Origin of the sequence: Cupriavidus sp. P-10 (assembly GCF_003402535.2) — a bacterium.
In the GTDB taxonomy this organism is placed as follows: Bacteria; Pseudomonadota; Gammaproteobacteria; order Burkholderiales; family Burkholderiaceae; genus Cupriavidus.
Map to the genome: position 1 here is coordinate 140,749 of NZ_AP025171.1, position 23,719 is coordinate 164,467.

Sequence of the window (23,719 nt, forward strand, 5' to 3'; positions counted from 1 at the left end):
CACATTGACCGCGCCGGCGGCCGCACGACCACCGTGCCGCGTCGGCGCCTCTGCAAACGCCAACGGAGACACAACATGACCCAGGGACGCCGCATCTTCCTCAAGCAGACTTCCGCGCTGGCCGCGGGCATCGCCGCCGGCCCGCTGGCCGGCCTGGCCACCGGCGCGCACGCCGCGCAGCCCGCCTGGCCGACGCGCCCGATCCGCCTGGTGGTGCCGTACACCGCCGGCGGCTCGTCCGACATCATCGCGCGCCTGATCAGCAAGCAGCTGGGCGAGGCCCTGGGCCAGTCCGTGGTGGTCGACAACAAGCCGGGCGCCAACGGCAACGTGGGCGCGGCCATGGTTGCGCAGGCAACCGACAACCACACGCTGATGCTGTGCGATATCGGCGCGCTGGCGATCAGCCCGTCGGTCTATACCAAGCTCAGCTTCAATATCGCCAAGGATCTCAAGCCGGTGACGATGCTGGCCTATTCACCGCACCTGCTGGTGGTGCATCCGTCGGTGCAGGTCAGCAACCTGAAGGAACTGGTCGAGCTGTCCAAGCGCAGCCAGCTGAACTTTGCCGTGACCGCGATCGGCAGCGCGCCGCACCTGGCCGGCGTGGCGGTGGAACAGGCCACCGGCGCCAAGTGGCAGTACGTGCCGTACAAGGGCGGTTCGCAGGCGATTGCCGATACCGTTGGCGGCAGCGCGCAGGTGCTGATGAACGGCATGCTGGCCACGCTGCCGCATGTGCAGTCGGGCAAGCTCAAGCTGATCGCCCAGTCCAAGCGCACGCGCATGCCGCTGCTGCAGAACGTGCCGACCATTGCCGAGCAGGGCGTGCCCAACTTTGAGTCGGGCACTTGGCAGGGCGTGATGGCGCCGGCCAGCATGCCGGATGCGCTGGTGACGCGGCTGAACGCCGAGCTGATCAAGATCATCCGCGCGCCGGAGCTGCGTTCGCAACTGGTCCAGCAGGGCGCCGAGGTGGTGACGATGACGCCGGCGGAAACCGGCAAGTTCTTCGTTGCCGAGCAGGCGCGCTGGGCGGGCGTGGTGAAGCAGGCGGGGATCAAGCTGGACGCTTGATCGGTAAGGTTTCGCGCGCCCGGGCAGGGCGCTTCAACGCTCTGAACGACAGGCGGCCCGCGTGACGAACGCGGGCCGTTTTTCTTTTTGCGGTGGCTCCTTACAACAAAAAGCCCCGCACAAGGCGGGGCTCGTCACGGCAAGCGTAGCGCTTATCCCTGCAGCGCCGCCGGCAGCAACCCTTGCGGCAGGTTCTGGTAGCAGACCGGACGCAGGAAGCGATCGATCGCCGTGGCGCCGACCGAGGTCGAGCGCACATCCGACGTCGCCGGGAACGGCCCGCCATGCACCATGGCATACGCCACTTCCACGCCGGTCGGATAGCCGTTGCACAGCACGCGCCCGGCCTTGCGCTCCAGCACCGGCAGCAGGCGGCGCGCGGCGTCGAGGTCGGCGTCATCGAGCTGCATGGTGGCGGTGAGCTGGCCTTCGAGCTGGTTGGCCAGCGCCAGCATCTCTTCCAGGTCGCGGCATACCACCAGCACGGTCGACGGGCCGAACACTTCGGCCTGCATGCGGTGGTCGGCCAGGAACTGCGCGGCGGTGGTCTCGAAGATCACCGGACGGGCCTGGTTGACACCCGTGGCGGCCACGCCGTCGCCGATGCGCTGCAGGCCATCCAGCGACGACAGCTGCGCCACGCCCTTTTCATAGGCGGCATGGATGCCCGGCGTGAGCATGGTGGCCGCCGGCTTGCCGCCCAGCGCGTCGAGTGCCGCGGTGCGGAACTGGTCCAGCGCCGGGCCTTCGATGCCGATCACCAGGCCGGGGTTGGTACAGAACTGACCCACGCCCAGCACCAGCGAATCCACCAGGTGGCGGCCGATCTCGGCGCCGCGCGCCTGCAGCGCGGCGGGCAGCAGGAACACCGGGTTGATGCTGCTCATCTCGGCGTACACGGGAATCGGCTGCGGGCGCGCGTTGGCCGCCTGCATCAGTGCCATGCCGCCCGAACGCGAACCGGTGAAGCCAACCGCCTGGATCGCGGGATGCGACACCAGCGCCGTGCCGACGACATTGCCCGCGCCGACCAGCAGCGAGAACACGCCTTCCGGCAGGCCGGCGTCCTGCACGGCCTTCTGGATCACGCGGCCAACCAGTTCGGACGTGCCCAGGTGCGCCGAATGCGCCTTGACCACCACCGGGCAGCCGGCGGCCAGTGCGGAAGCGGTGTCGCCGCCCGCGACCGAGAAGGCCAGCGGGAAGTTGCTCGCGCCAAATACCGCCACCGGGCCGACTGCGATGCGCTGCATGCGCAGGTCGGGGCGCGGCGGGGTGCGCTCGGGCAATGCGGCGTCGAAGGTGGCGTCTTGCCAGCGGCCTTCGCGCAGCACGGTCGCGAACAGGCGCAGCTGGCCGGCGGTGCGGCCGCGCTCGCCCTGCAGGCGCGCGATCGGCAGGCCGCTTTCCTGGTGCGCGCGCTCGATCAGCGTGTCGCCCAGCGCCTCGATGCCGGCGGCGATCGCTTCCAGGAAGGCCGCGCGCTGCTCGGACGAGGTATTGCGATAGGTGTCGAAGGCCGCTTCGGCCAGCGCGCAGGCGCGCTCTACATCGGCCTGGCCGCCGCCGTGGAAGTCGGGGCCCAGGACTTCACCCGTGGAGGGGTTGATCGCCTGCAGCGTCGATTGCGCGCCGCGCACGGCTTGCGCGCCGATCAGCATGTCGCCGGTGATGTGCATGGATGGATTCCTTGTCAGCGTTTGGGTGTGGCAGAAGAGGACAAGCCGGCCGGAGGGCAAAGTGCCCCGCGGCCGGCCTGTCGCTGTGCAATGGCAGGACGGATTACTGCGGGCCGAGCTTGTTGATCAGCGTGCCCAGCATTTCCATTTCTTCGCCGGTCAGGTCGGTCAGCGGTGCGCGCACCGGGCCGCCGTCGCGGCCGACGATGCGGGCGCCGGCCTTGACGATGCTCACGGCGTAGCCGGCCTTGCGGTTGCGGATGGCCAGGTACGGCAGGAAGAAGTTGTCGATCAGGCGGCCCACGGTCTCCTGGTCGTCCGCGGCGATGGCGCGGTAGAAGTCCATCGCGGTCTTCGGGATGAAGTTGAATACCGCCGACGAGTACACCGGCACGCCCAGCGCCTTGTAGGCGGCGGCGTAGACCTCGGCCGTGGGCAGGCCGCCCAGGTACGAGAAGCGGTCGCCCAGCTTGCGGCGGATGCTGACCATGGCCTCGATGTCGCCCACGCCGTCCTTGAAGCCGATCAGGTTGGGGCAACGGTCGGCCAGGCGGGTCAGCTGGTCGGCATTCAGCTTGGAGTTGGCGCGGTTGTAGACGATCACGCCGATGTCGACCGCCTTGCAGACTTCTTCCACGTGGGCGGCGATGCCGTCCTGGCTGGCTTCGGTCAGGTAGTGCGGCAGCAGCAGCACGCCGGCGGCGCCCAGGCGCTGGGCTTCCTGCGCATAGGCGATGGCGGTGCGGGTCGGGCCACCGGCGCCGGCCAGGATGGGCACCTTGCCGGCGCAGGTCTTGACCGCGGTGTCGACCACGGCGGTGTAGTCGGCCGGGGTCAGCGAGAAGAACTCGCCGGTGCCGCCGGCGGCGAACAGCGCGGTGGCGCCATACGGGGCCAGCCATTCCAGGCGATCAGCGTAGGACTTGGCGTTGAAGTCGCCCTTGGCGTCGAAGTCGGTGATGGGAAAGGACAGCAGGCCATCGGAGACGATCTGCTTGAGTTCGTTGGGTGCGAGCATTGCGAAATCCTGATCGGGCCGGCGGCCCAGGGTGGTGACGGCGGTGACCTGCCGATTGGCGGGTCATCCGAGTTATCAGTCATCGTACGACAACGATCAGGCAAAGGCAATAGGGCGGGAGGGTGCCCCCGGGTTTACCGGGAGAAATGTACCGCGCACGCCCGGCCCGTCCACATCGGAGGTCAATGCAGGAGGTACAAGCGTCACTTCACGCGGCTTTAACGGTGGTCGCAAGGTTGTAGGACAACGTAAGTGACGGGCAATCAGTAGTTTTGATGCTCCCATGCAAAGACGCCCGTGCACCAGTTGCCCCTGGCTGGCACACTGGCACCTGAACCAAGGGGGGAAATACGGTGGGAGAGTTACAAGCCTTGCTGGAAAACCACGGGCTGATGCTGGTGTTCCTGAACGTGCTGGTGGAACAGGCGGGCCTGCCGGTGCCGGCGTACCCGATGCTGTTCGTCGCCGGCGCGCTCGGCATGCAGGAAACCGGCCCGTCGATCGGCGCGGTGCTTGCCGCGGTGATCGTTGCCTGCCTGATCGCCGATACCGGCTGGTACTTCGCCGGCCGCCGGCTGGGGCAGCCGATGCTGCGCACCATCTGCAAGGTATCGATCTCGCCCGATTCCTGCATCCGCCAGACCCAGTCGCTGTACCTGCGCGTGGGGCCCCGCTCGCTGGTGTTCGCGAAACTGCTGCCCGGTGCCGGCGCGCTGTCCACCGCGATGGCGGGCATGACCGGCACGCCGCTGCCGGTGTTCCTGTTCTACGACGCGATCGGTGCGCTGGTGTGGGCCGGCAGCGGCCTGCTGATCGGCGTGGTGTTCAGCGACTTTATCGATGCCATCCTGGAGGGTTTCAGCACCTACGGACATATGGCCGTGGTGACGGTGGTGGCGGCGTTCCTGGTGTTCCTGGCGTGGCGCTCGTGGCGCCGCTTCCGGCTGCTGCGCATCACGAAGCGCGTGCCGCGCATGAGCGTGGATGAACTGGAATCGCGCCGCGTGGCCGGCACGCTGCCCGTCGTGATCGACGTGCGCGCCCATGGCGACATGCCGATGGAACGCATCCCCGGTTCGATGGTGCTCGACATGCAGGGCGCGCTCGACAGCCTCGACGCGCTGGGCGTGCCGCCCGCCGAGGCCGACATCGTGGTCTATTGCGCCTGCCCGAACGAGATGTCCGCGGCGCTGCTGGCCGAACGCCTGCGTGTTGCCGGCTATCCCAGGACCTGGGCGCTGGCCGGCGGCTTCGACGAATGGAAGCGGCGGCATGGCGAGACCGTACCGCCTGCCGTCACGCATCCCGATCCGGGCAAGGTGACGGCACGCTGACCCGCAAGGCTCAGCGCTTGCCCGCGGTCTGGAATACCGACAGGTCCGGATAGATCGCGCGGATCTTTTCCCACTCGGCGGCATTGAAGAACTGGCACTTGCCGACGCCGAAGCGCTTGGCCACCTCCACGCAGAAGCGCACCGCCTCGGCGATGTCGATCTCGTGGTTGGCCGAGGTGGCGCTGCCCGACACCACCGACTGCGCGGTCACGGCCACACCCACCACCGGGGCCGCCGTGGCCACGTGCGGCTGCATGATGCTGTTGAAGTGGTACAGGCCGTTGTGGTACGGCGTGATGTCCTGCAGCGAGATCGGGAAGGTCACCGCCGGGCAGCCCGTGGTCGATTCCATCGTTGCCACCAGGTCCGGCGCCACGCGCAGGATGTAGCCCTGCATCGCCGTCGGCGAGATGGCAAAGCCGCGGTGCTTGATGATGCTGTTGCCCTTGGACGCATCGATCGACAGGATCGCGTCCATTTCCGGCAGCACCTGGTAGTCGTTCATGGTGTCGGAGGACACCGGCATGCCCATGAACGGCACCGGGTCGTGCGGCACCATCGAGACATCGGTCGACAGGTGCGTGGTCACGATCACGTCGCCGTCGAGGTGGTCGCCGCGCGCCTTCATCTGCGCCAGCTTCAGCGCCACCGCCAGGCAGCCGATCGGGCCGTCGGCGTCGGAGACCAGGCCCACCAGTGCCGGGCGCGCGCCGATGGCGCCGTTGCGGCCGATCACGCCCAGCGTCGGCGCCTTGCCGCCGCCGCGCTTGCCGGCGCTGCCGGGGATCACGATGGTGATGAAGTCGGTGGTATTGGCCGTGTTTTCGGGTGGGGCGTTGTTCACGGTGGTGACTTGCACGGTCACGCCGGCGCCGGCATAGGGCGCGAACAGTTCGCTGACGACCGCACCGTTGGCGTGCGGGCTGTCCAGGGCTTCGTGAATGACCAGCGTCTGCTGCAGGGCCATGGCTTTCTCCAGATGATGTGCCCGGCCCGCGCGATGCGGGCGGGGCGTCGGTTGAATCGTTAGAACTGGTGGCGCAGGCCGACCATTACCGTGGCCTGGCTGTCGCGCCCGTCCAGCGGCGTGCCGCTGCCGCCGGTCCAGTTGGTGGTGTTGTTGCCGAACAGGCCCGACCAGTCGCCATGCACGCGCTCGTAGGCCACTGCCAGGTAGGTGTCGGTGCGCTTGCTGAAGGCGTAGTCGGCCACGGCATACGCGGTGGTGCGGTTGCCGCTGAAGCTGTCGGCGCGGGTGCGGTTGTGCATCACGCTGCCGGTCAGGGTCACGTTGCCGGTCATGGCGTAGCTCGCGCCCAGCGTGAAGAAGTCATCGTGGCGGCTGCTGCCGAACACCGAGTTGATCGCTGCACGGTTGGTCGGCGTGGCCGCGGTCGACATGCTGGTGATGGTGGCCGTATCGGTGCCGCCCTTGGACGAGTCGAAGCCCGCGTCGCGGTCGCTGTGGATGTAGTTGGCGAACAGGCTGGCGCGGCCGACCGCGGCTTTCAGGCCCGCCAGGTAGATGTTCGCGGAGCGGCTCTGGCTGTCGCGGGTCTGCTGGAAATCGCCGATCGCGGTGATCGGGCCGGCTGCGTATTTCAGGCCGAACGACATCGACGAGGTGGCCCGGGTGTTGCCCGCGGTCTCGCCCAGCGCGTACTCGGCGATCAGCGACACCGGCCCGAAGTTGCCGGTGTAGCTGACGGCGTTGTCGTAGCGCTGGCCGGTCAGGTACACCATCCACGAGTTCGACGGCGCCGCGCCCACACCGAGCGGATCGACGTAATACAGCATGGTGTTGGCCGTGGTGTATTGCCGGCCCAGCGCCAGCTCGCCCCACTGGTTGCCGATCTTCACGTACGCCTGGCGGCCGAACAGCTGGCCCTGCTGGTCGAACCTGCCGGTGTCGGCGAGGAAGCCGTTTTCCAGCACGAAGCCGGCCTTTACCCCGCCGCCGAGGTCTTCGATGCCCTTCAGGCCGAAGCGGCTGCCCGACAGGAAGCCTTCGCCGCCTTGCTGCAGGCCGACCTGCGCATCGCCGGCGGGGTTGGAATGGGTCTGGTACGTCAGCGCGGTATCGATGACGCCGTAGAGCGTCACGCCGGACTGCGCCATCGCGGCGGCCGGCAGGCCCAGCAGCACGGGAAATGCCAGGCGAACGGCGCGGCGAAGGGTTTGGCTCATTGTATTTCTCCTCCAGAGGGCAAAAAGGGGGCCGCGCGGGCGGCGCAGCGCGGCCCGCGGGCGGGTTTTTGTTTGTTGTGGCCGGGTCGGGCCCGGCGTCAGCGCATCAGCAGATCAGGCAACTCAGGCTGCAAAGCCCGGCCAGTCCTGCATGCCGGCAGGCCCGGTGATCTGCGACAGCGGGAAAGGCTCGCCCTCGCGTAGGGTCTCGACCTTGCCTTCGGCCGGGAACCACAGCGCATTGCGCTCGCCCAGCACGGTGCCGGTGGTGCCGTCCGAGTACAGCGCCGAACCTTCCGGCAGCGCGAACACCTGTTCCGGCGCATTGATGTTCAGGAACTCGGCCAGGCGCTCCTCGCGGCTTTCGCCGTTGTGGCCGGCAGGCTTGCCGCTGATGAAATGCGGGTTGATCTGGAACGGCACCAGCCCCAGCGCGCGCAGCGACGGCGGCTGCACGATCGGCATGTCGTTGGTGGTGCGGATGGTCGGGCAGGCCACGTTGCTGCCGGCGCTCCAGCCCACATACGGCGTGCCCGCGCGCACCCTGGCGCGGATCGCATCGACCATGCCGGCGTCATACATGCGCTTGAGCAGCGCGAAGGTATTGCCGCCGCCCACGGCGATGGCCTCGGCTTCCTGCACCGCGCGCAGCGGGTCGGCGCTGTGGTGGATCGACTCCAGCGCGTAGCCGAGCTTCTCGAACACCGGCTTGACCATGCCTTCATAGGTATCGAAGCTGAAGGTCACGCCCGCGAACGGCACGAACAGCACCTTGCGCGGCTCGCGCTTCAGCAGCGTGTGGATCTGCTCGCCGGCGTGCTCCAGGTAGCCGAGGTTGTCCTTGCGCGAGCTGCTCATCAGGAGGATGCGTTGGGTCATGTCTTGGTTTCCGTCTGTTCGGTGTGGCTAGGTTCAGGCTCAGGGATTCAGGCTCAGGCGATGGCGGCGCGGACCAGTCCGGCGACACGGTCGATCTCTTCGTGCGTGTTGAAGTAGTGCAGCGACACGCGCGCCATGGTCGACACGCCGTAGCGCGCCAGGATCGAATCGGCCATGAAGTTGCCCGCTTCGATGATGCATTGCTGCGCTTCCAGCGCGGCCACGATGCGCGCCGGGTCGACGCCGCGCACATTGAACGGCACGATGCCGATGCGATGCGTCACGTCGGCCGGGCCGTACAGCTCGAAGCCGGGGATCGTGGCGAACTTCGCCACCGCGTACCCGGTCAGGTCGCGCACGCGCGCCTCGATGGCATCGATGCCGATGGCGGTGGCGTAGTCGATGGCGGTGCCCATGCCGAGGATGGCCGGCACGATCGGGCAGCCGGCCTCGAAACGCTTCGCGCCCGCCACCAGCGACAGCGCGCCGGTATTGCGGTCGTACGCGCCGTTCCACCAGCCCACCAGCATCGGCTCGACCTGCCCGATCAGCGCGCGGCGCACATACAGGAAGCCCGAGCCTTCGGTCGCACGCAGCGCCTTGCGCCCGCAGCCGGCGAGGAAGTCGCAGTCCAGCTCCGCCACATCGGAACGCAGCACGCCCACGCTCTGCGCGGCATTGACCAGCGACAGCACGCCATGCTTGCGCGCCACCGCGCAGATCTGCGCGGCGGGCTGCACCGCGCCAGTGGAATTGGGCAGGTGCGAGAACGTCAGCAGGCGCGTGCGCGGCGTGATCGCGGCTTCGAACGCCTCGGCGCTCAGCAGCCCTTCGGCATTGGCCGCCACCATCTTCACCACGACGCCGTGCGATTGCTCCAGCCGGCGCCATGGCAGCAGGTTGCTCAGCATCTCGGTATCGGCAACCAGCACTTCATCGCCGGCTTGCCAGGCGATGCCGCGCGCGGCGATGGAAATGCTTTCGGTGGCGTTCTTGGTGAAGGCGATCTCGTCGGCCGCGCAGTTGAGCAGTCCGGCCAGCTTGCCGCGCACGGTTTCCACGCGTGCATAGGTCTCCTTGCGGAACGCCGGCAGGTAGATGCCGACGTGCCCGGTATCGAGCAGGTAGCTGCGCACGGTGTCGAGCACGGCGTCGGGCGGAATCGAGGCCGCGGCCGTGTCGAGATAGATGGTGGAAGCCGTCAGCGGAGTGTCGGCGCGGATTGCTTGGATATCCATGGAACGTCTCGGGTAATGACAGGCGGGGCGCAGCGCATGCGCCCAGGGATGGCTTGCCGCAGGGCTTATTTCTTCAGCTTGGTGACGGAGCCGAAGAAGCTGAAGAGGGCATCACCGGCGATCACGCCGCCGGCAAAGGCGCTCATCTCGGCCAGATGTTTGTCGCCGCGCAGGCGCTGCACCACGAAGCGGATCAGCAGGCCAGCCAGCACCGCCCAGCCGGCCAGCGGCGAGGCGATCAGCATGCCGGTGGAAAGCAGGATGCCGAGCTGGCGCTTGGAGCCGCCGAGCCACTGCAGCAGCGCGCCGGGGATGGCCCAGATCACCAGGTTGCGCGCGATCTCGGCCGACGAGCCGGCCTTGATCGATGCCGCATAGACCCGGTCCACCGGCGGGATCAGGCCCTGCGAGAAGAAGGTGCCGTGGAACACCAGCACCACCACGGCGGCTACGCCGAAGCCGACCATCGCCGCCAGGAACTGCTGCTTGCGGCCCGCGATTTCAGCTTCCATGTCGCGGCCCTCGCCGCGCAGCAGGTAGCCGGTCTTGAGGTCATAGCCCATGTCGGCAAAGGCCGGGCCGGTGGCGGCCGAGAAGCCCACCAGCACCGCCAGCGCCGTCGGCGGGAAGCCGATCAGGATGCCGATGGTCAGCGTGATCAGCGCCACCGCGAAGGCCGGGAACCAGCCGGAGTGCATCGCCGCGATGCCGACGATCAATTCGTGCACATATGCAGCAAAGGCGGCGTACAGCACGAACACGACCAGCATGCCCAGCGACATGTCCGACACGTGCCCGGCCAGCAGCGAGATCAGCAGCGCGATCGCCAGGTAGACGACAAAGCCGCCCGACAGGATGCGGCTGGCGCGCGAGGCCGGGACTTCGATGGTGCGCGCATCGGCCGCCGGAGCGTTGCGCGCACGGCGGATTTCGGTGGCCACCTGGAACAGCGCGACGATGCCCGCGCCGATCATCAACCCGTGCGGGATATAGGCCTTGGCGATATCGATGCCGGTCACCGCCACCGAATAGCCGCGCACCAGCAGGCCGATGCCGAACATGGTCAGCGCCGCCAGGTTGCCCAGGAACGCCGCGCCGAATGCCGACATTGGCACGCCCAGCCAGGCGCCGCCCACGCCCACGGCAATGCCCAGGCCCAGGAACGCCGCCTTGCGGCCGCCGCGGTCGCCCGCCCAGATTGCCTCGGCGGTGGCGATGCCCGCCGGCCAGGTGCCGGTGGCGGGGAAGATCTTGCTGCCGAACAGGAAGTACAGCATCGCCCCGTCGACAAACATGGCAATCACCGCGCCGATCAGCATCGGCGTGGCCAGCTCGGGCATGCCCATCGCGTACGGAACGCCGATCGGGATCATCAGCGAGTTGGCGGCGCCGAAGGTGGCCGACGAGATCGCGGTCTGCACCAGGTTCTGCCGCTCCAGCACGCGGAAGCGCCGCGTGATCTCCAGCGGGATGCGCGAGAACACGATCGCGATCAGCGCGCCGATGATCGACGTATTGGCCGAAATCCCCAGCGACACGATCAGCTGCATGCCGATCATGGCGCCGAACACCGACAGCCCCACGGAGACCAGCAGCAGCAATGGCTCCATAAAGCGCGTCCGTGTCGCGGGCTGCGCCGCAATCGGCGCGTTCAGTTGTGTTGGCATGGTCATGTTGTCCACCGCTCCCCGTAGTGTTGTCTGGTTTTGTGTGTCGTGTGTGCGCGATTGCGTTGGCCGGCGATCCCGACCTCCTATCGCCCCCTATCGCATGAAGCCCGCCACCGGGCCGATCGTCTTCCTTGCCGCGCGCAGCGCTTCCAGCAGCCGCGGCACGGCCTCGCGCGTCAGCCGCTGCAGCGGGCCGGCGATGGCGAGGGATCCCACCACCGCCTGGGTCTCGCGGTGGTGCAGCGGCAATGCCAGCCCGGCCACCGTGGCCGCGGATTCCTGGCAGGTATAGGCAAAGCCGTCGGCGCGGACCTGGGCCAGTTGCGCGGCCAGTTCAGGCGCGTCGCCGATGAGCTGGCGCCGGAATGCTTCCGGCTGGAATGCCAGGATCGCCTTGGCATGCGCGCCGGCGTCCAGCGTGAAGCGCTGGCCCACCTCGATTGAAAAGCGCAGCTGGTGCTGGCTCTGGGCGATGTCCGTGCACAGGCCTTCGTGACCGTCCAGCCAGGACAGGAACACGGTTTCGCCGCTCTCCTGCGCCAGCGCCTCCAGCGCGGGCTGGACCACCTCTGACGGCGAAAACGTCTTGCGCATCACTTGCCCCAGCTCAAACCAGCGCAGGCCAAGCCCATAGCGGCCGGCGACGTCCTGCGTCAGGAAGCCGTTGGCGGCAAATGTGGCGAGTACGCGATGCACGACGGCGTGGTGCACGCCGCTTTCGCGAGCCAGTTCGCGCACGCCCCAACTGGGCTGGCGAGCGGTGAAATGGGTGAGGAGCGCCAGGGCGCCATCCAGGGTTTTGAGCATGACTGACTGCTTTGTGTCTCTATTTAAGAGACAACGTCTCTGATACAGAGAAATGCTAGGCCTCGGCCCGACCCGCAACAATCAGGGTTAACACGCAGTCGTATCCGGGCTCTGGGCGAATATCGGCCATGCGCCGCCGCCTATACTTGGCGCAGGCCGACTGCTAGGGGGAGGCGCCCATGGCTGCGGAAGACCACGGATCCGGCGACGAAGCGGCCCGCATCGCGCATCGCCGCCGCCAGCTCGGCATCGCACCGCGCACGCATGACGGCCAGCGCAACTGGGCGCTGGCGCTTTCCGGCGGCGGCATCCGCAGTGCCACGTTCTGCCTGGGCGTGATGCAGGCGATGGCGGGCACCGACATGCCGGCCAACACCGCAGCCAACCCCGCGGACACCGGGGCTCCCCCCACTCCCGCAGCCAGCACCGCCGCGGCGGCGCAGACCGTGCCCGGGCTGGCCTCGCTGCTGGCGCAATTCGACTACCTGTCCACCGTCAGCGGCGGCGGCTACCTCGGGGCCTTCTTCGTCAGCCTGTTCGTGCCGGGGCGCCTGGGCCGCGGCACCGGCCCGGTCCAGGCCGCGGCAGACGCCTACCACACCCTGCAATGCGAGCCGCCCGGGCGCATCCACACCTCGGTCTCCTATGCCGCCGATCCCGGCCGCGGCGCGGTCGCGTGGCTGCGCGAGAACGGGCGCTACCTGTCGCCTACCGGCGCGGGCGACAACCTCTATGCCGCCGCGCTGGTGGTGCGCAACTGGCTGGCCATGCATTTCGTGATCGGCAGCGCGCTGCTGGTGTTGCTCTCCCTGCTGGCGCTGCTGCTGCATGGCGCGGCGGGCGCCTGGTACGGGTTCGGACGCTATGAAATGGACTTGCTGCACGACGCGCGGCAGGCTTTCAACCAGGGCGAGTGCGCGATCTGGTGGAGCCCCTGGCTGTGGCTGCCGCTGGCCACCGCGGTGATCGGCGGGGTGCCGCCCGGCCTGGCGTACTGGCTGGTCAATCCGCGCGCCAGCGACCCGCAGGCGCCAGCGCGCTTTTTCAGCCCTGCGCCGATGGTGGCAACGCTGCTGGGGCTGCTGTTGCTGGCCGCTGCGCGCTGGTCGGAATGGCTTGGCGCCGAGCTGGTCTCGGCGCAGTTATTTGCCGCGCTGGGCGTGCTGACGTGGCTGGGCGTGCTGAGTTGCCTGGTGATGCTGCAGGGCGAACCGCGCACCGTGGCCGGCTACCGCGTGCGCGCCACGCGTGCGTTGCGCACGGCGGTCACGCTCACGCTGTGGCTCGCGGCATTGGGCGTGGCCGATACCGCCGCGCGAACCGCCTACCTGTATGCCCATGCCGCGCACCCTCCGTGGGGCGCGGCGCTGCCCGCGAGCGTACTGGGCGTGTTGGGCGCGCTGGTCTGGCTGGTGCGCTACGGTGCGGGCTGGCTCGACGAAGGCCGCAAGGGCAGCGCCGATACGCCCTGGCGCGCGCTGTACGCGCGGCTGCCGGTCTCGCTGCTGGCGGGCGCGGCCGCGGCGGTGCTGGCGCTGCTGCTGTTCGTGTTGTGGTCGTGGCTGGTGCTGTGGGTGCGCTGGGACGGCCGCGAGCCGGTCGACTGGCTGGTGTACGGCACGGCCCACACCGGCCCGGCGCTGGCCACGCTGACGGTCGTGGCGCTGGTGCTGGCGCTGGTCGCCGGCCGCTTTACCGGCTTCCTGAACCTTTCCACGCTGCAGCCTTTCTACGCGGCTCGGCTCACGCGTGCCTACCTGGGCGCGTCCAATGGCGAGCGCTTTGCCGCGCCCGATCCCGATCCGGTCGCGGACCGCCGCCGGCGCGCGCGCTTCAGCGTGGCGGAGCCCGTGCCCGGCGACCAGCTCAGCCTCAATGCCTACTACGATCCGCGCGTGCTGGCACCGCTGCACCTGATCAACGTGACGCTGAACCTGACCGTCGATCCGGCCGAGCAACTGGTACAGCGCGACCGCAAAGGCAAGCCGCTGTGCCTGGCGCCCGGCGCCAGCGTAGCCCAGCCGGGCGCCGCGACCACCTTCGCGCCGGATGCCTATGCGCGCTTCACCATCGACGGCTGGCAATGCTGCCCGGACGCGTCATGGCCTGCATCGGGCAAGCTGGCGCAATCGCTCACGGTAGGGGACTGGATCGCCATCTCGGGGGCGGCGGTGTCAACGGGGCTGGGCCGTGCCACCACGCTCGGCACCTCGCTGCTGCTGGGCCTGGCCAACCTGCGGCTGGGCACTTGGTGGCCCTCGTATCCGGCGAAGTACGCGCGCCAGGGCGGGCGCGAGGGCAAGCGGTGGCGCCATCCCGAACGCGCCACGCATCCATGGCTGGCCGCCGGCATGTTTCGCACGCAGTACTACCTGGGGTGCGAGCTGAGCGCCCGCTTCCACGGCACGCGGCGCGGCTGGCAGTACCTGTCGGACGGCGGGCATTTCGACAACACCGGTGTCTACGAGCTGCTGCGTCCGGGCCGGGACGTAGCGCTGATCGTGCTGTGCGACTGTGGCGGCGACCCGGACTATCGCTTCGGCGACCTCGCCAACCTGATCCGCCTCGCGCGCATCGACCATGGCCTGGAGATCGTGGTCGATACCGGGGCCGCCACCACGCACCCGGTGCTGAGCCGCGTCTTCGGCGTGCCGGACGATTTCCTGCCGGGCGGGGCGGCCAGCGACCCGGACGCCGACAAATGCGCGGTGCTGCTCAACGTGTACCGCACCGGCCCGGCATGCGCGGCGCCGCGCGCGCGGGTCTGCCGCATCGTGCTGCTCAAGTCGCGGCTGGTGTCATGGGCGCCGGCAGACGTGCGGCACTATGGCGCCACGCACCCGGCCTTTCCGCAGGAAGGCACCGGCGACCAGTTCTTCGATGAAGCGCAATGGGAAAGCTATCGCGCGCTGGGGCATGCGATCGGCCAGCGCGTGCTGGGCGGCGAAGTGGGCAAGGCGCTGCTGGCGTGATCGGGTGGCCTGAACGTCGGCGTCAGCGCACGAAGCCGATCACGTCCTCCAACCGGCCGCTGGCGTCGCGCAATGCCTCCAGCAGCCGCGGCACGGCGGCCTCATCCAGGCGCTGCTGCGGCCCGGCAATCGCCACCGAGCCCACCACCGCGCTGCGGTCGCGCGACCACAGGGGCAGCGCCAGCCCGGCCACGCTGGCCGCGGCTTCCTCGCGCGTATGGGCCCAGCCGCGTTCGCGCACCTCGGCCAGCTGCTGCTCGGTGCGCTCGCGGTCCAGCGTGCTGTGCGGGCCTATGCGCGCCATGCCCTGGCGATAGACTTCGTCGCGGAAGGCATCGTCCTGGAAGGCGAGCATCGCCTTGGCATGCGCCCCCGCGTACAGCGGAAAGCGCTCGCCCAGCTCGATCGAGAAACGCAGCTGGTGCTGGCTCTGCACCAGCCCCACGCACAGGCCTTCATGGCCGTCGAGCCACGACAGGAACACGGTCTCGCCGCTTTGCGCGGCCAGTTTCTCGAGTACCGGGCGGACGATCTCGTCCGGCGAGAAGCTTTTGCGCACCACTTGTCCCAGCTCGAACAGCCGCAGCCCAAGCGAATACTTGCCGGTAGCCGCGTCCTGCACCAGGAAGCCATTGGCGGCAAAGGTCGCCAGCACGCGGTGCACCACGGCGTAGTGCACGCCGCTGTGCTTGGCCAGTTCGCGCACGCCCCAGGTGGGCTGGCGCACGGTGAAGTGGGTCAGCAGGGCCAGCGCGCCGTCCAGTGTCTTGAGAGTCATCGATCGTTCCTTCGCATCGGGCTGAATGGTACGGGCAAGCGGCGCGCGGCTCAATCTTTCCGCCCGGATGCTGCATTGGCCCGCGTCGCCCCGATCGGCCCGATCGGCCCGCATCGGCCCGCATTGCCCCGCATCGGCAGATACCCACGCCGCCCGCAGGGCCGCGAATCCGTCGCCAGCACGATCCGCGCGGGCTCACTAACATAGCGATCCATCCGCATTGCCGCGGGACTGCGCACGTGTGGCGTACGCCGCCCGCCAACGACAACATGAATCGCGACTCTCTCCCCACCGCCACCGGCATCGCTTACTCGGTGCTGGACCTGGCTCCCATTCCGCAGGGCAGCGACGCCGGCCAGGCCATGCGCAATTCACTCGACCTGGCGCGCCATGCCGAGCAACTGGGCTACCACCGCTACTGGCTGGCCGAGCACCACAACATGCCCGGCATCGCCAGCGCAGCCACCGCGGTGCTGATCGGCTATGTCGCCAACGGCACGCAGACCATCCGCGTCGGCTCCGGCGGCGTGATGCTGCCCAACCATTCGCCGCTGGTGATCGCCGAGCAGTTCGGCACGCTGGCCTCGCTGTATCCGGGCCGCATCGACCTGGGCCTGGGCCGCGCCCCCGGCACCGACCAGGCCACCGCGCGCGCGTTGCGCCGCCATCTGACCAGCGACAGCGCCGATACCTTCCCGCAGGACGTGGAAGAGCTGCAGGCGTATTTCGATGACGTGCGCCCCGGCCAACGCCTGCGTGCCGTGCCCGGTGCCGGCCTGAAGGTGCCGATCTGGCTGCTGGGCTCAAGCCTGTTCAGCGCGCAGCTGGCCGCGGCGATGGGCCTGCCGTTCGCATTTGCCTCGCACTTCGCGCCGGGCTTCATGCGCCAGGCGCTCGACCTTTACCGCCGCACCTTCCGGCCCTCTGGAACGCTGGATCGCCCGTACGTGATGCTCGGCTTCAACGTCTTCGCCGCAGACAGCGCCGACGAGGCGCGCCGCCTGTTCAGCTCGCTGCAGCAGCAGTTCCTGGCGCTGGTGCGCGGCACGCCGGGGCAGCTGCGCCCGCCGGTGGACGACATCGAGTCGCTGTGGACCGAGAGCGAGGCCGACCATATCCGCCGCTCGCTGGCGTGCTCGGTGGTGGGCGATCCGGAGTCGGTGCGCGCCGGCATGCAGCGCTTTGTCGATGACCTGCAGCCGGACGAACTGATGCTGACCGGCCAGATCTATGACCACCAGGCGCGGCTGCGCTCCTTCGACATCGCCGCAGGCGCGGCACGCAGCCTCAAGGCCAACGCCGCACTCTGAGCATCCGGTATGGCGCACGCCGCACTTGCGGCGTGCGCTTGCCGCCGTCTCGTGACTCCTGTCTGCCATTCTGGTTTGCATCCCGCCGATGCGCTCGGATACATTAGAAGGCCGAGACCAGACAGAGGCGCGGCCACCCAGGCACGCGCCCGCACAGTCCGCCCGATCCACCGCCCCCTCAGAGAGACTCCCGGGGCCGACGGCAGCGACGACCAGGAGACAGCGATGGACCTGCGGCAACGCGAGCACATCGAGACGGTGGTCCAGGCCACCACATACCTAGCCCCGCCCGCCGTGCTGGCGGACCGGATCGCGCACGACGCCATCATCCAGAACTCATGGCGGCGCTGCGTGCACCAGTACGGGCTCGATCCTTCGCGCATGCAGGAAGCGCGCATTTTGCCGCAGCCGCGGCTGCGCGAACACCAGGAACGCATCGACGATTTCGCGCGCATCGCACGCCACGGCCTGCAGAGCCTGTACGGCCAGGTGGCGGCGCTGGGGTACGTGGTGCTGCTGACCGATGCGCAGGGCGTGACGGTCGACTATATCGGCGATGCGCGCACCGATGCCGCGCTGCGGCACGCCGGCCTCTATCTCGGCGCGGAATGGAGCGAAAGCGGCGCCGGCACCTGTGCAGTGGGGACGGCGCTGGTCACCGGGCAAGCCCTCACCGTGCACCAGGCCGACCATTTCGACGCGACCCATATCCCGCTGACCTGCACCGCCGCGCCGCTGTTCGACACGCACGGCAACCTGCACGCCATCCTCGACATCTCCGCGCTGACCTCGCCGCATGCCAAGGACAGCCAGGGGCTGGCGTTGCAGCTGGTGCGCATCTATGCCGCCCATATCGAGAACGCCAACTTCCTGCGCGCGCACCGGCGCGACTGGATCCTGAAGCTGAACGTCGCGCCGGAGTTCGTCGACGTCAACCCCGAATACCTGCTGGCGCTGGACGAGGCCGGCCGCATTGTCGGCCACAACCACCGCGCCCGGCTGATGCTGGAGAGCGAGCTGGGCGGCGCGGCCGGCGCCACCGTGCTCGGCCAGCGGTTCGAGGCACTGTTCGGCGCCCGGCTGGAAGAGCTGGGCAACTATGTCTACTCCCGGCCCAGCGAACAGCGGCTGGTGGCGCTGAACCGCAGCGGCGGGCTGCTGTACCTGAGCGTGATGCCGCCCGCGCTGCGCTGGCAGGCACCGGCGAAGGAAGCGCCGGTGGCCATGCCCGACGCGCTGGCCGCACTGACCGGCGGCGATATCGCGCTGCAGCAGCAACTGCAGCGCGCCGCGCGACTGGTCGATTCGCCGATCAACCTGCTGATCCACGGCGAGACCGGCAGCGGCAAGGAGTTCTTCGCCAAGGCCCTGCACCAGGCCAGCTCGCGCCGCAGCGGCCCGTTCATCGCGGTGAACTGCGCGGCGATCCCGGAAACGCTGATCGAGAGCGAGCTGTTCGGCCACCTGCCCAACAGCTTCTCCGGCGCCGGCCCGCGCGGCAAGCGCGGGCTGATCCAGGAAGCCGACGGCGGCACGCTGTTCCTGGACGAGATCGGCGACATGCCGCGCGAGCTGCAGTCGCGGCTGCTGCGCGTGCTGGCCGAGGGCGAGGTGCTGCCGGTCGGCGCCGCAAGGCCCGTGCCAGTGCGGCTGCGCGTCATCTCCGCGACGCACCACGGCCTGGAGCAACTGGTCGCCGAAGGCCGCTTCCGCGAGGACCTCTTCTACCGCCTCAATGGCGCCCGCTTCGAACTGCCGCCACTGCGCGCACGCAGCGACCTCGACTGGCTGATGGCCAAGCTGCTGCAGGAAGGCGCCGGCCAGGCCGTGACGTTGTCGCCGGCGGCACGCGAGCGGCTGCATCGCCATCGCTGGCCGGGCAACCTGCGCGAGCTGCGCAACGTGCTGGAATACGCGCGCGCCGTCTGCACCGGCGGCTATATCGATGAGCAGGACCTGCCCGATGGCCTCGGGACCGCGGCCATTCCCGCTGCACCCGCGCAAGCTGCGCCGGTTGCCGGCGACAGCGCCGCCGCGCCATTCGACCCGCACCAGCTGCCGCCCGAAGGCATGCTGCTGATGCAGTACCTGCGCGCTTCCGGCTGGAACCTGAGCGCGGTTGCGCGCCAGATCGGCATCAGCCGCATGACCCTGTACCGTCGCATGGAACGTTACGGCATCCAGTCGCCTAACCGGCGCGACGGGGCCGACGACGAGGGCGGCAAGCCCGCCCACTGAGCGGGCTCGCGATACGGCTGTCCACCCGCTGTACACCTGTGCTGTGACACCTGTCACATCGCAGCGCTCCGCTTTGCCTTTCCGCTGCGGGTAATCCCTCGGTTTTTGCGCATTTTTTGCCCTGCGCGCACTGGCACAGCCATTGCAATTTGCCTGTCACCACAACGACAACAGGAGACAGGCAATGGGGCACGCAGCCGGCGCCGGCACGCCACTGGTCGGTATCATCGCCAACCCGATTTCCGCGCGCGATATCCGCCGCGTGATCGCCAACGCCAATAGCCTGCAGCTGGCCGATCGCGTCAATATCGTGCTGCGCCTGCTGGCCGCGCTGGCGTCATGCGGCGTGGGCCGCGTGCTGATGATGCCGGACCGCGAAGGGTTGCGCGTCATGCTGGCGCGGCACCTGGCGCGTCGCCAAGGCCCCGACTCCGACCTGCCCGCCGTCGAATACCTCGACATGCCCGTGACCGCACGCGTCGACGACACGCTGCACGCCGCGCGCTGCATGGCCGACGCCGGCGTGGCCGCGATCATCGTGCTCGGGGGTGACGGCACGCATCGCGCGGTGGTGCGCGAATGTGGCGGCGTTCCGATCGCCGGCCTGTCGACCGGCACCAACAACGCCTACCCCGAGATGCGCGAGCCGACCATCACCGGCCTCGCCACCGGCCTCTACGCCACCGGGCGCGTTCCCGACAAGCACGCGCTTGCCTCCAACAAGCGGCTCGACATCGTCATCCGCGACGGCGACGGCGGCTTTCGCCGCGACATCGCGCTGGTGGATGCGGTGATCTCGCACGAACACTTCATCGGCGCGCGCGCCTTGTGGAAGACCGACACGCTCGCCGCGGTCTATGTGTCGTTCGCCGATCCGCAGGCCATCGGCCTGTCAGCTATCGCCGGCCTGCTGGAACCGCTCGGCCGGCGCGATCCCGGCGGCCTGGCGATCGAGCTGGCCGCGCCGGGCGAAGGCGAATTCGACCTGCGCGCACCGATCGCGCCGGGACTGCTGTGCACGGTGCCGGTGGCCGGCTGGGAGCGCCTCGAACACGGCCGCCCGCACCGCGTGCGCCAGCGCAGCGGCATCGTCGCGCTCGACGGCGAACGCGAGCTGGCCTTCGGCCCTGACGACGAAGTCACCGTGACCCTGCATGAACACGCTTTTCGCAGCATCGACGTGGCGGGCTGCATGCGCTATGCCGCGCAGCATCGGCTGATGCGCAGCAGCAACCCGTTGCTTACCTGCCTTTCCTGAAGTGCAAACCTTGATAGAACGAAGGAGACAGACATGACAGCCAGAGCTTCGAAGGATCCCGGCGCGCTGCCGCTCGACAAGGAGACGCTGCTGACGGTGTACCGGAAGATGCGCACCATCCGCGATTTCGAGGAGCGCCTGCACGTGGACTTCGCGCGGGGCGACATCCCGGGCTTCGTCCACCTGTATGCAGGTGAAGAAGCCGCGGGCGTCGGCATCCTGCACCACCTGAACGATGGCGACCGCATCGCCAGTACGCACCGCGGCCATGGCCACTGCATTGCCAAGGGTGTGGATCCGGTGGCGATGATGATGGAGATCTATGGCAAGAAGGGCGGCTCTTGCAACGGCAAGGGCGGCTCGATGCATATCGCCGACCTGTCCAAGGGCATGATGGGCGCCAACGGCATCCTCGGCGCAGGCGCGCCGCTGATCTGCGGCGCCGCGCTGGCGGCCAAGTTCCGCGGCAAGGGCGAGGTCGGCATCACCTTCTGCGGCGATGGCGCCTCCAACCAGGGCACCTTCCTGGAAAGCCTGAACCTGGCTGCGGTGTGGAACCTGCCGGTGATCTTCGTGATCGAGAACAACGGCTATGCCGAGTCGACCTCGCGCGAATATGGCACGGCCGTGGACAGCTATGTAGACCGCGCCGCCGGCTTCGGCATTCCGGGCGTGACCGTGGACGGCACCGATTTCTTTGCCGTGCACGAGGCCGCCGGCGAAGTCATCCGCCGCGCGCGCGAAGGCGGCGGCCCGTCGCTGCTCGAATGCAAGATGGTTCGCTTCTACGGCCACTTCGAGGGCGATGCGCAGACCTATCGCGCCGCCGGCGAGCTCGACGATATCCGCGCCAACAAGGACTGCCTGAAGCTGTTCGCCCGCACCGTGACGCAGGCCGGCGTGGTCGCGCGCGAGGAACTCGACACCATCGACCGTGAAGTCGCCGCGCTGATCGATCACGCCGTGCAGGAAGCCAAGGCCGCGCCGCTGCCCGGTCCGGAGGACCTGCTCACCGACGTCTACGTCAGCTACTGATCCGCCTCTCGCCAACAAGACGGCTAACCGAACTATCAGGAGACAAACATGGCTCGCAAACTGAGCATCAAGCTGGCGATCAACGAGGCGATCGACCAGGAAATGACCCGCGACCCCAGCGTCATCATGCTGGGCGAAGACATCGTCGGCGGCGCCGGCGCGGATGGTGAGAAGGACGCCTGGGGCGGCGTGCTGGGCGTGACCAAGGGACTGTACGCCAAGCATGGCGACCGCCTGCTCGATACGCCGCTGTCCGAATCGGCCTACGTGGGCGCTGCCATCGGCGCCGCGGCGTGCGGCATGCGTCCGATCGCCGAGCTGATGTTCATCGACTTCATGGGCGTCTGCTTCGACCAGATCTTCAACCAGGCGGCCAAGTTCCGCTACATGTTCGGCGGCAAGGCCGAAACCCCGGTGGTGATCCGCGCCATGGTCGGCGCTGGCTTCCGCGCCGCCGCGCAGCACAGCCAGATGCTGACGCCGCTGTTCACGCATATCCCCGGGCTCAAGGTGGTGTGCCCGTCGACGCCATACGACACCAAGGGCCTGCTGATCCAGGCGATCCGCGACAACGACCCGGTGATCTTCTGCGAGCACAAGAACCTGTACGGGCTGGAAGGCGAGGTTCCGGAGGGCGCCTACGCGATCCCGTTCGGCGAGGCCAATATCGTGCGCGACGGCAAGGACGTATCGATCGTCAGCTACGGGCTGATGGTGCACCGCGCGCTGGAAGCGGCGGCCACGCTCGCCAGGGAAGGCATCGAAGCGGAAGTGATCGACCTGCGCACGCTGTCGCCGCTGGACATGGACACGGTGCTGGAATCGGTCGAGAACACCGGCCGCCTGGTGGTCGTTGATGAAGCCAGCCCGCGCTGCAATATCGCCACCGATATCTCCGCGCAGGTCGCGCAGCAGGCCTTCGGCGCGCTCAAGGCAGGCATCGAGATGGTATGCCCGCCGCATACGCCGGTGCCGTTCTCGCCCACGCTGGAAGACCTGTATATCCCCAGCGCCGCGCAGATCGCTGCCGCCGCGCGCAAGACCGTGAAGGGAGGCAAGCACTGATGGCAACGGCACAATCCCCCACCATCACCCCGATCGTGATGCCCAAATGGGGCCTGTCGATGAAGGAAGGCACGGTCAATGACTGGCTGGTCGACGAGGGCACCGAGATTACCGTGGGCATGCCGATCCTCGATGTGGAAACCGACAAGATCGCCAATGCGGTGGAGGCGCCGGACGCCGGCACGCTGCGCCGCAAGGTGGCGCAGGCCGGCGACGTGCTGCCGGTCAAGGCCCTGCTTGGCGTGCTGGCTCCGGCGGAGGTGAGCGATGCGGATATCGACGCGTATGTATCGGCTTATGAAGCGCCCGCGGACGGCGGCGACGAGGAAGACGCCGCAGCCGCGTACCAGTTTGCCGACGTGGACGGCGTCCGCGTCCGCTACGCCCGCAAGGGCAACGGCGCCGAGGCGGTGCTCTTCATCCACGGCTTTGGCGGTGACCTGGACAACTGGCTGTTCAACCTCGATCCTCTCGCCGACGCGTACACGGTCGTGGCACTGGACCTTCCCGGCCATGGACAGTCGTCGCCGCGGCTCGCGGGCACGACGCTGGCGCAGATGGCCGGCTTTGTAGCGCGCTTCATGGACGAGACCGGTCTCGAAGCGGCGCACGTGGTCGGCCATTCGATGGGCGGCGGCGTGGCGGCGCAGCTTGCCGTGGACGCGCCCCAGCGGGTGCTGTCGGTGGCGCTGGTGTCGCCGGTGGGCTTCGGCGAAGCGGTCAACAGCGGCTATACCGAGGGCTTCGTCAATGCGCAGTCGCGGCGCGAGCTGAAGCCGGTCATTGAACTGCTGTTTGCGGATGCCGGGCTGGTCAGCCGGCAGATGCTGGACGACCTGCTGCGCTACAAGCGGCTGGATGGCGTGACCGAAGCACTGACCGCGCTCGGGCAGGACCTGTTCGGCGGCGGCAGGCAGAAGGAGCAGCCCGGCCAACGTCTGGCCGACAGCGGCAAGCGCGTGCTGGTGGTGTGGGGCGGACAGGACCGCATCATCCCGGCCGGGCATGCCGAGGCGGCGCCGCCTGACGCTACCGTCAAGGTCTTTGCCGATGCCGGCCATATGAGCCAGATGGAGAAGGCCAACGACTTCAACGCGCTGCTCCGGCAGCACCTCGGCGGCTGATGCCGCGGCGCGGGCGGCGGCATGCGCTGCCGCCCGCGTGAGCTTTCCTT

General features: G+C 68.6%; 18 protein-coding genes. 9 read left to right on the forward strand and 9 right to left on the reverse strand.

Annotated features, from left to right (window positions below):
• The first annotated feature begins 75 nt into the window (after positions 1–75).
• A complete protein-coding gene (locus CTP10_RS17770) occupies positions 76–1,077 on the forward strand; it encodes a Bug family tripartite tricarboxylate transporter substrate binding protein (RefSeq protein ID WP_116323636.1) in 1,002 nt (333 codons plus the stop codon).
• 152 nt (positions 1,078–1,229) lie between these two features.
• Here the strand turns inward: CTP10_RS17770 and CTP10_RS17775 are convergent, their stop codons facing one another.
• Both CTP10_RS17775 and kdgD read right to left on the reverse strand, forming a co-directional pair.
• Positions 1,230–2,756: an aldehyde dehydrogenase (NADP(+)) gene (locus CTP10_RS17775; RefSeq protein WP_116323635.1), complete on the reverse strand. Its 1,527-nt coding sequence runs from the start codon at positions 2,754–2,756 to the stop codon at positions 1,230–1,232.
• A 103-nt stretch (positions 2,757–2,859) separates the two neighbouring features.
• The gene (kdgD, locus tag CTP10_RS17780) at positions 2,860–3,774 is read right to left on the reverse strand and encodes a 5-dehydro-4-deoxyglucarate dehydratase (RefSeq protein ID WP_116323634.1); all 915 of its coding nucleotides are present in this window, start codon (positions 3,772–3,774) and stop codon (positions 2,860–2,862) included.
• Positions 3,775–4,127: 353 nt separating this feature from the next.
• Between kdgD and CTP10_RS17785 the strand changes: the two genes are divergently transcribed.
• On the forward strand, positions 4,128–5,108 hold the full coding sequence (locus tag CTP10_RS17785; protein WP_116323633.1) for a DedA family protein/thiosulfate sulfurtransferase GlpE: 981 nt from the start codon (positions 4,128–4,130) through the stop codon (positions 5,106–5,108).
• Positions 5,109–5,118: 10 nt separating this feature from the next.
• Here the strand turns inward: CTP10_RS17785 and CTP10_RS17790 are convergent, their stop codons facing one another.
• From CTP10_RS17790 to CTP10_RS17815, 6 genes are all read right to left on the reverse strand, one after another.
• On the reverse strand, positions 5,119–6,075 hold the full coding sequence (locus CTP10_RS17790) for a DUF1177 domain-containing protein (protein ID WP_116323632.1): 957 nt from the start codon (positions 6,073–6,075) through the stop codon (positions 5,119–5,121).
• A 59-nt stretch (positions 6,076–6,134) separates the two neighbouring features.
• Positions 6,135–7,295, reverse strand: a complete 1,161-nt coding sequence (locus CTP10_RS17795; RefSeq protein WP_116323631.1) for a porin — start codon at positions 7,293–7,295, stop codon at positions 6,135–6,137.
• 123 nt (positions 7,296–7,418) lie between these two features.
• Positions 7,419–8,174, reverse strand: coding sequence for a dipeptidase PepE (pepE, locus tag CTP10_RS17800; protein WP_116323630.1), 756 nt, complete (start codon positions 8,172–8,174; stop codon positions 7,419–7,421).
• A gap of 53 nt (positions 8,175–8,227) precedes the next feature.
• On the reverse strand, positions 8,228–9,412 hold the full coding sequence (locus tag CTP10_RS17805) for an aminotransferase class V-fold PLP-dependent enzyme (RefSeq protein WP_116323629.1): 1,185 nt from the start codon (positions 9,410–9,412) through the stop codon (positions 8,228–8,230).
• Between the two features lie 65 nt (positions 9,413–9,477).
• Positions 9,478–11,085, reverse strand: a complete 1,608-nt coding sequence (locus CTP10_RS17810) for an OPT/YSL family transporter (RefSeq protein WP_116323628.1) — start codon at positions 11,083–11,085, stop codon at positions 9,478–9,480.
• 90 nt (positions 11,086–11,175) lie between these two features.
• The gene (locus CTP10_RS17815) at positions 11,176–11,889 is read right to left on the reverse strand and encodes an IclR family transcriptional regulator (RefSeq protein ID WP_116323627.1); all 714 of its coding nucleotides are present in this window, start codon (positions 11,887–11,889) and stop codon (positions 11,176–11,178) included.
• A 179-nt stretch (positions 11,890–12,068) separates the two neighbouring features.
• On the opposite strand from CTP10_RS17815, the gene CTP10_RS17820 reads away from it, so the two are divergent.
• Entirely contained in the window at positions 12,069–14,861 is a 2,793-nt protein-coding gene (locus CTP10_RS17820; RefSeq protein WP_116323626.1) for a hypothetical protein, read from the forward strand.
• A 22-nt stretch (positions 14,862–14,883) separates the two neighbouring features.
• Here the strand turns inward: CTP10_RS17820 and CTP10_RS17825 are convergent, their stop codons facing one another.
• Positions 14,884–15,639, reverse strand: coding sequence for an IclR family transcriptional regulator (locus tag CTP10_RS17825; protein ID WP_116323625.1), 756 nt, complete (start codon positions 15,637–15,639; stop codon positions 14,884–14,886).
• A 269-nt stretch (positions 15,640–15,908) separates the two neighbouring features.
• Here CTP10_RS17825 and CTP10_RS17830 point away from each other — a divergent pair, with 269 nt between their 5' ends.
• From CTP10_RS17830 to CTP10_RS17855, 6 genes are all read left to right on the forward strand, one after another.
• Positions 15,909–16,949 carry an LLM class flavin-dependent oxidoreductase gene (locus CTP10_RS17830; protein WP_116323624.1) on the forward strand — a complete coding sequence of 347 codons (1,041 nt, stop codon included), beginning with the start codon at positions 15,909–15,911 and terminating at the stop codon, positions 16,947–16,949.
• A 225-nt stretch (positions 16,950–17,174) separates the two neighbouring features.
• On the forward strand, positions 17,175–19,187 hold the full coding sequence (locus CTP10_RS17835; RefSeq protein ID WP_116323623.1) for a sigma-54-dependent Fis family transcriptional regulator: 2,013 nt from the start codon (positions 17,175–17,177) through the stop codon (positions 19,185–19,187).
• A 184-nt stretch (positions 19,188–19,371) separates the two neighbouring features.
• The gene (locus CTP10_RS17840) at positions 19,372–20,445 is read left to right on the forward strand and encodes an ATP-NAD kinase family protein (protein WP_116323622.1); all 1,074 of its coding nucleotides are present in this window, start codon (positions 19,372–19,374) and stop codon (positions 20,443–20,445) included.
• 33 nt (positions 20,446–20,478) lie between these two features.
• The gene (locus CTP10_RS17845) at positions 20,479–21,480 is read left to right on the forward strand and encodes a thiamine pyrophosphate-dependent dehydrogenase E1 component subunit alpha (RefSeq protein WP_116323621.1); all 1,002 of its coding nucleotides are present in this window, start codon (positions 20,479–20,481) and stop codon (positions 21,478–21,480) included.
• Between the two features lie 48 nt (positions 21,481–21,528).
• Positions 21,529–22,545 carry an alpha-ketoacid dehydrogenase subunit beta gene (locus CTP10_RS17850; protein WP_116323620.1) on the forward strand — a complete coding sequence of 339 codons (1,017 nt, stop codon included), beginning with the start codon at positions 21,529–21,531 and terminating at the stop codon, positions 22,543–22,545.
• Entirely contained in the window at positions 22,545–23,669 is a 1,125-nt protein-coding gene (locus tag CTP10_RS17855) for an acetoin dehydrogenase dihydrolipoyllysine-residue acetyltransferase subunit (protein ID WP_116323619.1), read from the forward strand. Before CTP10_RS17850 ends, CTP10_RS17855 begins: the two co-directional genes overlap by 1 nt.
• Positions 23,670–23,719 lie beyond the last annotated feature (50 nt).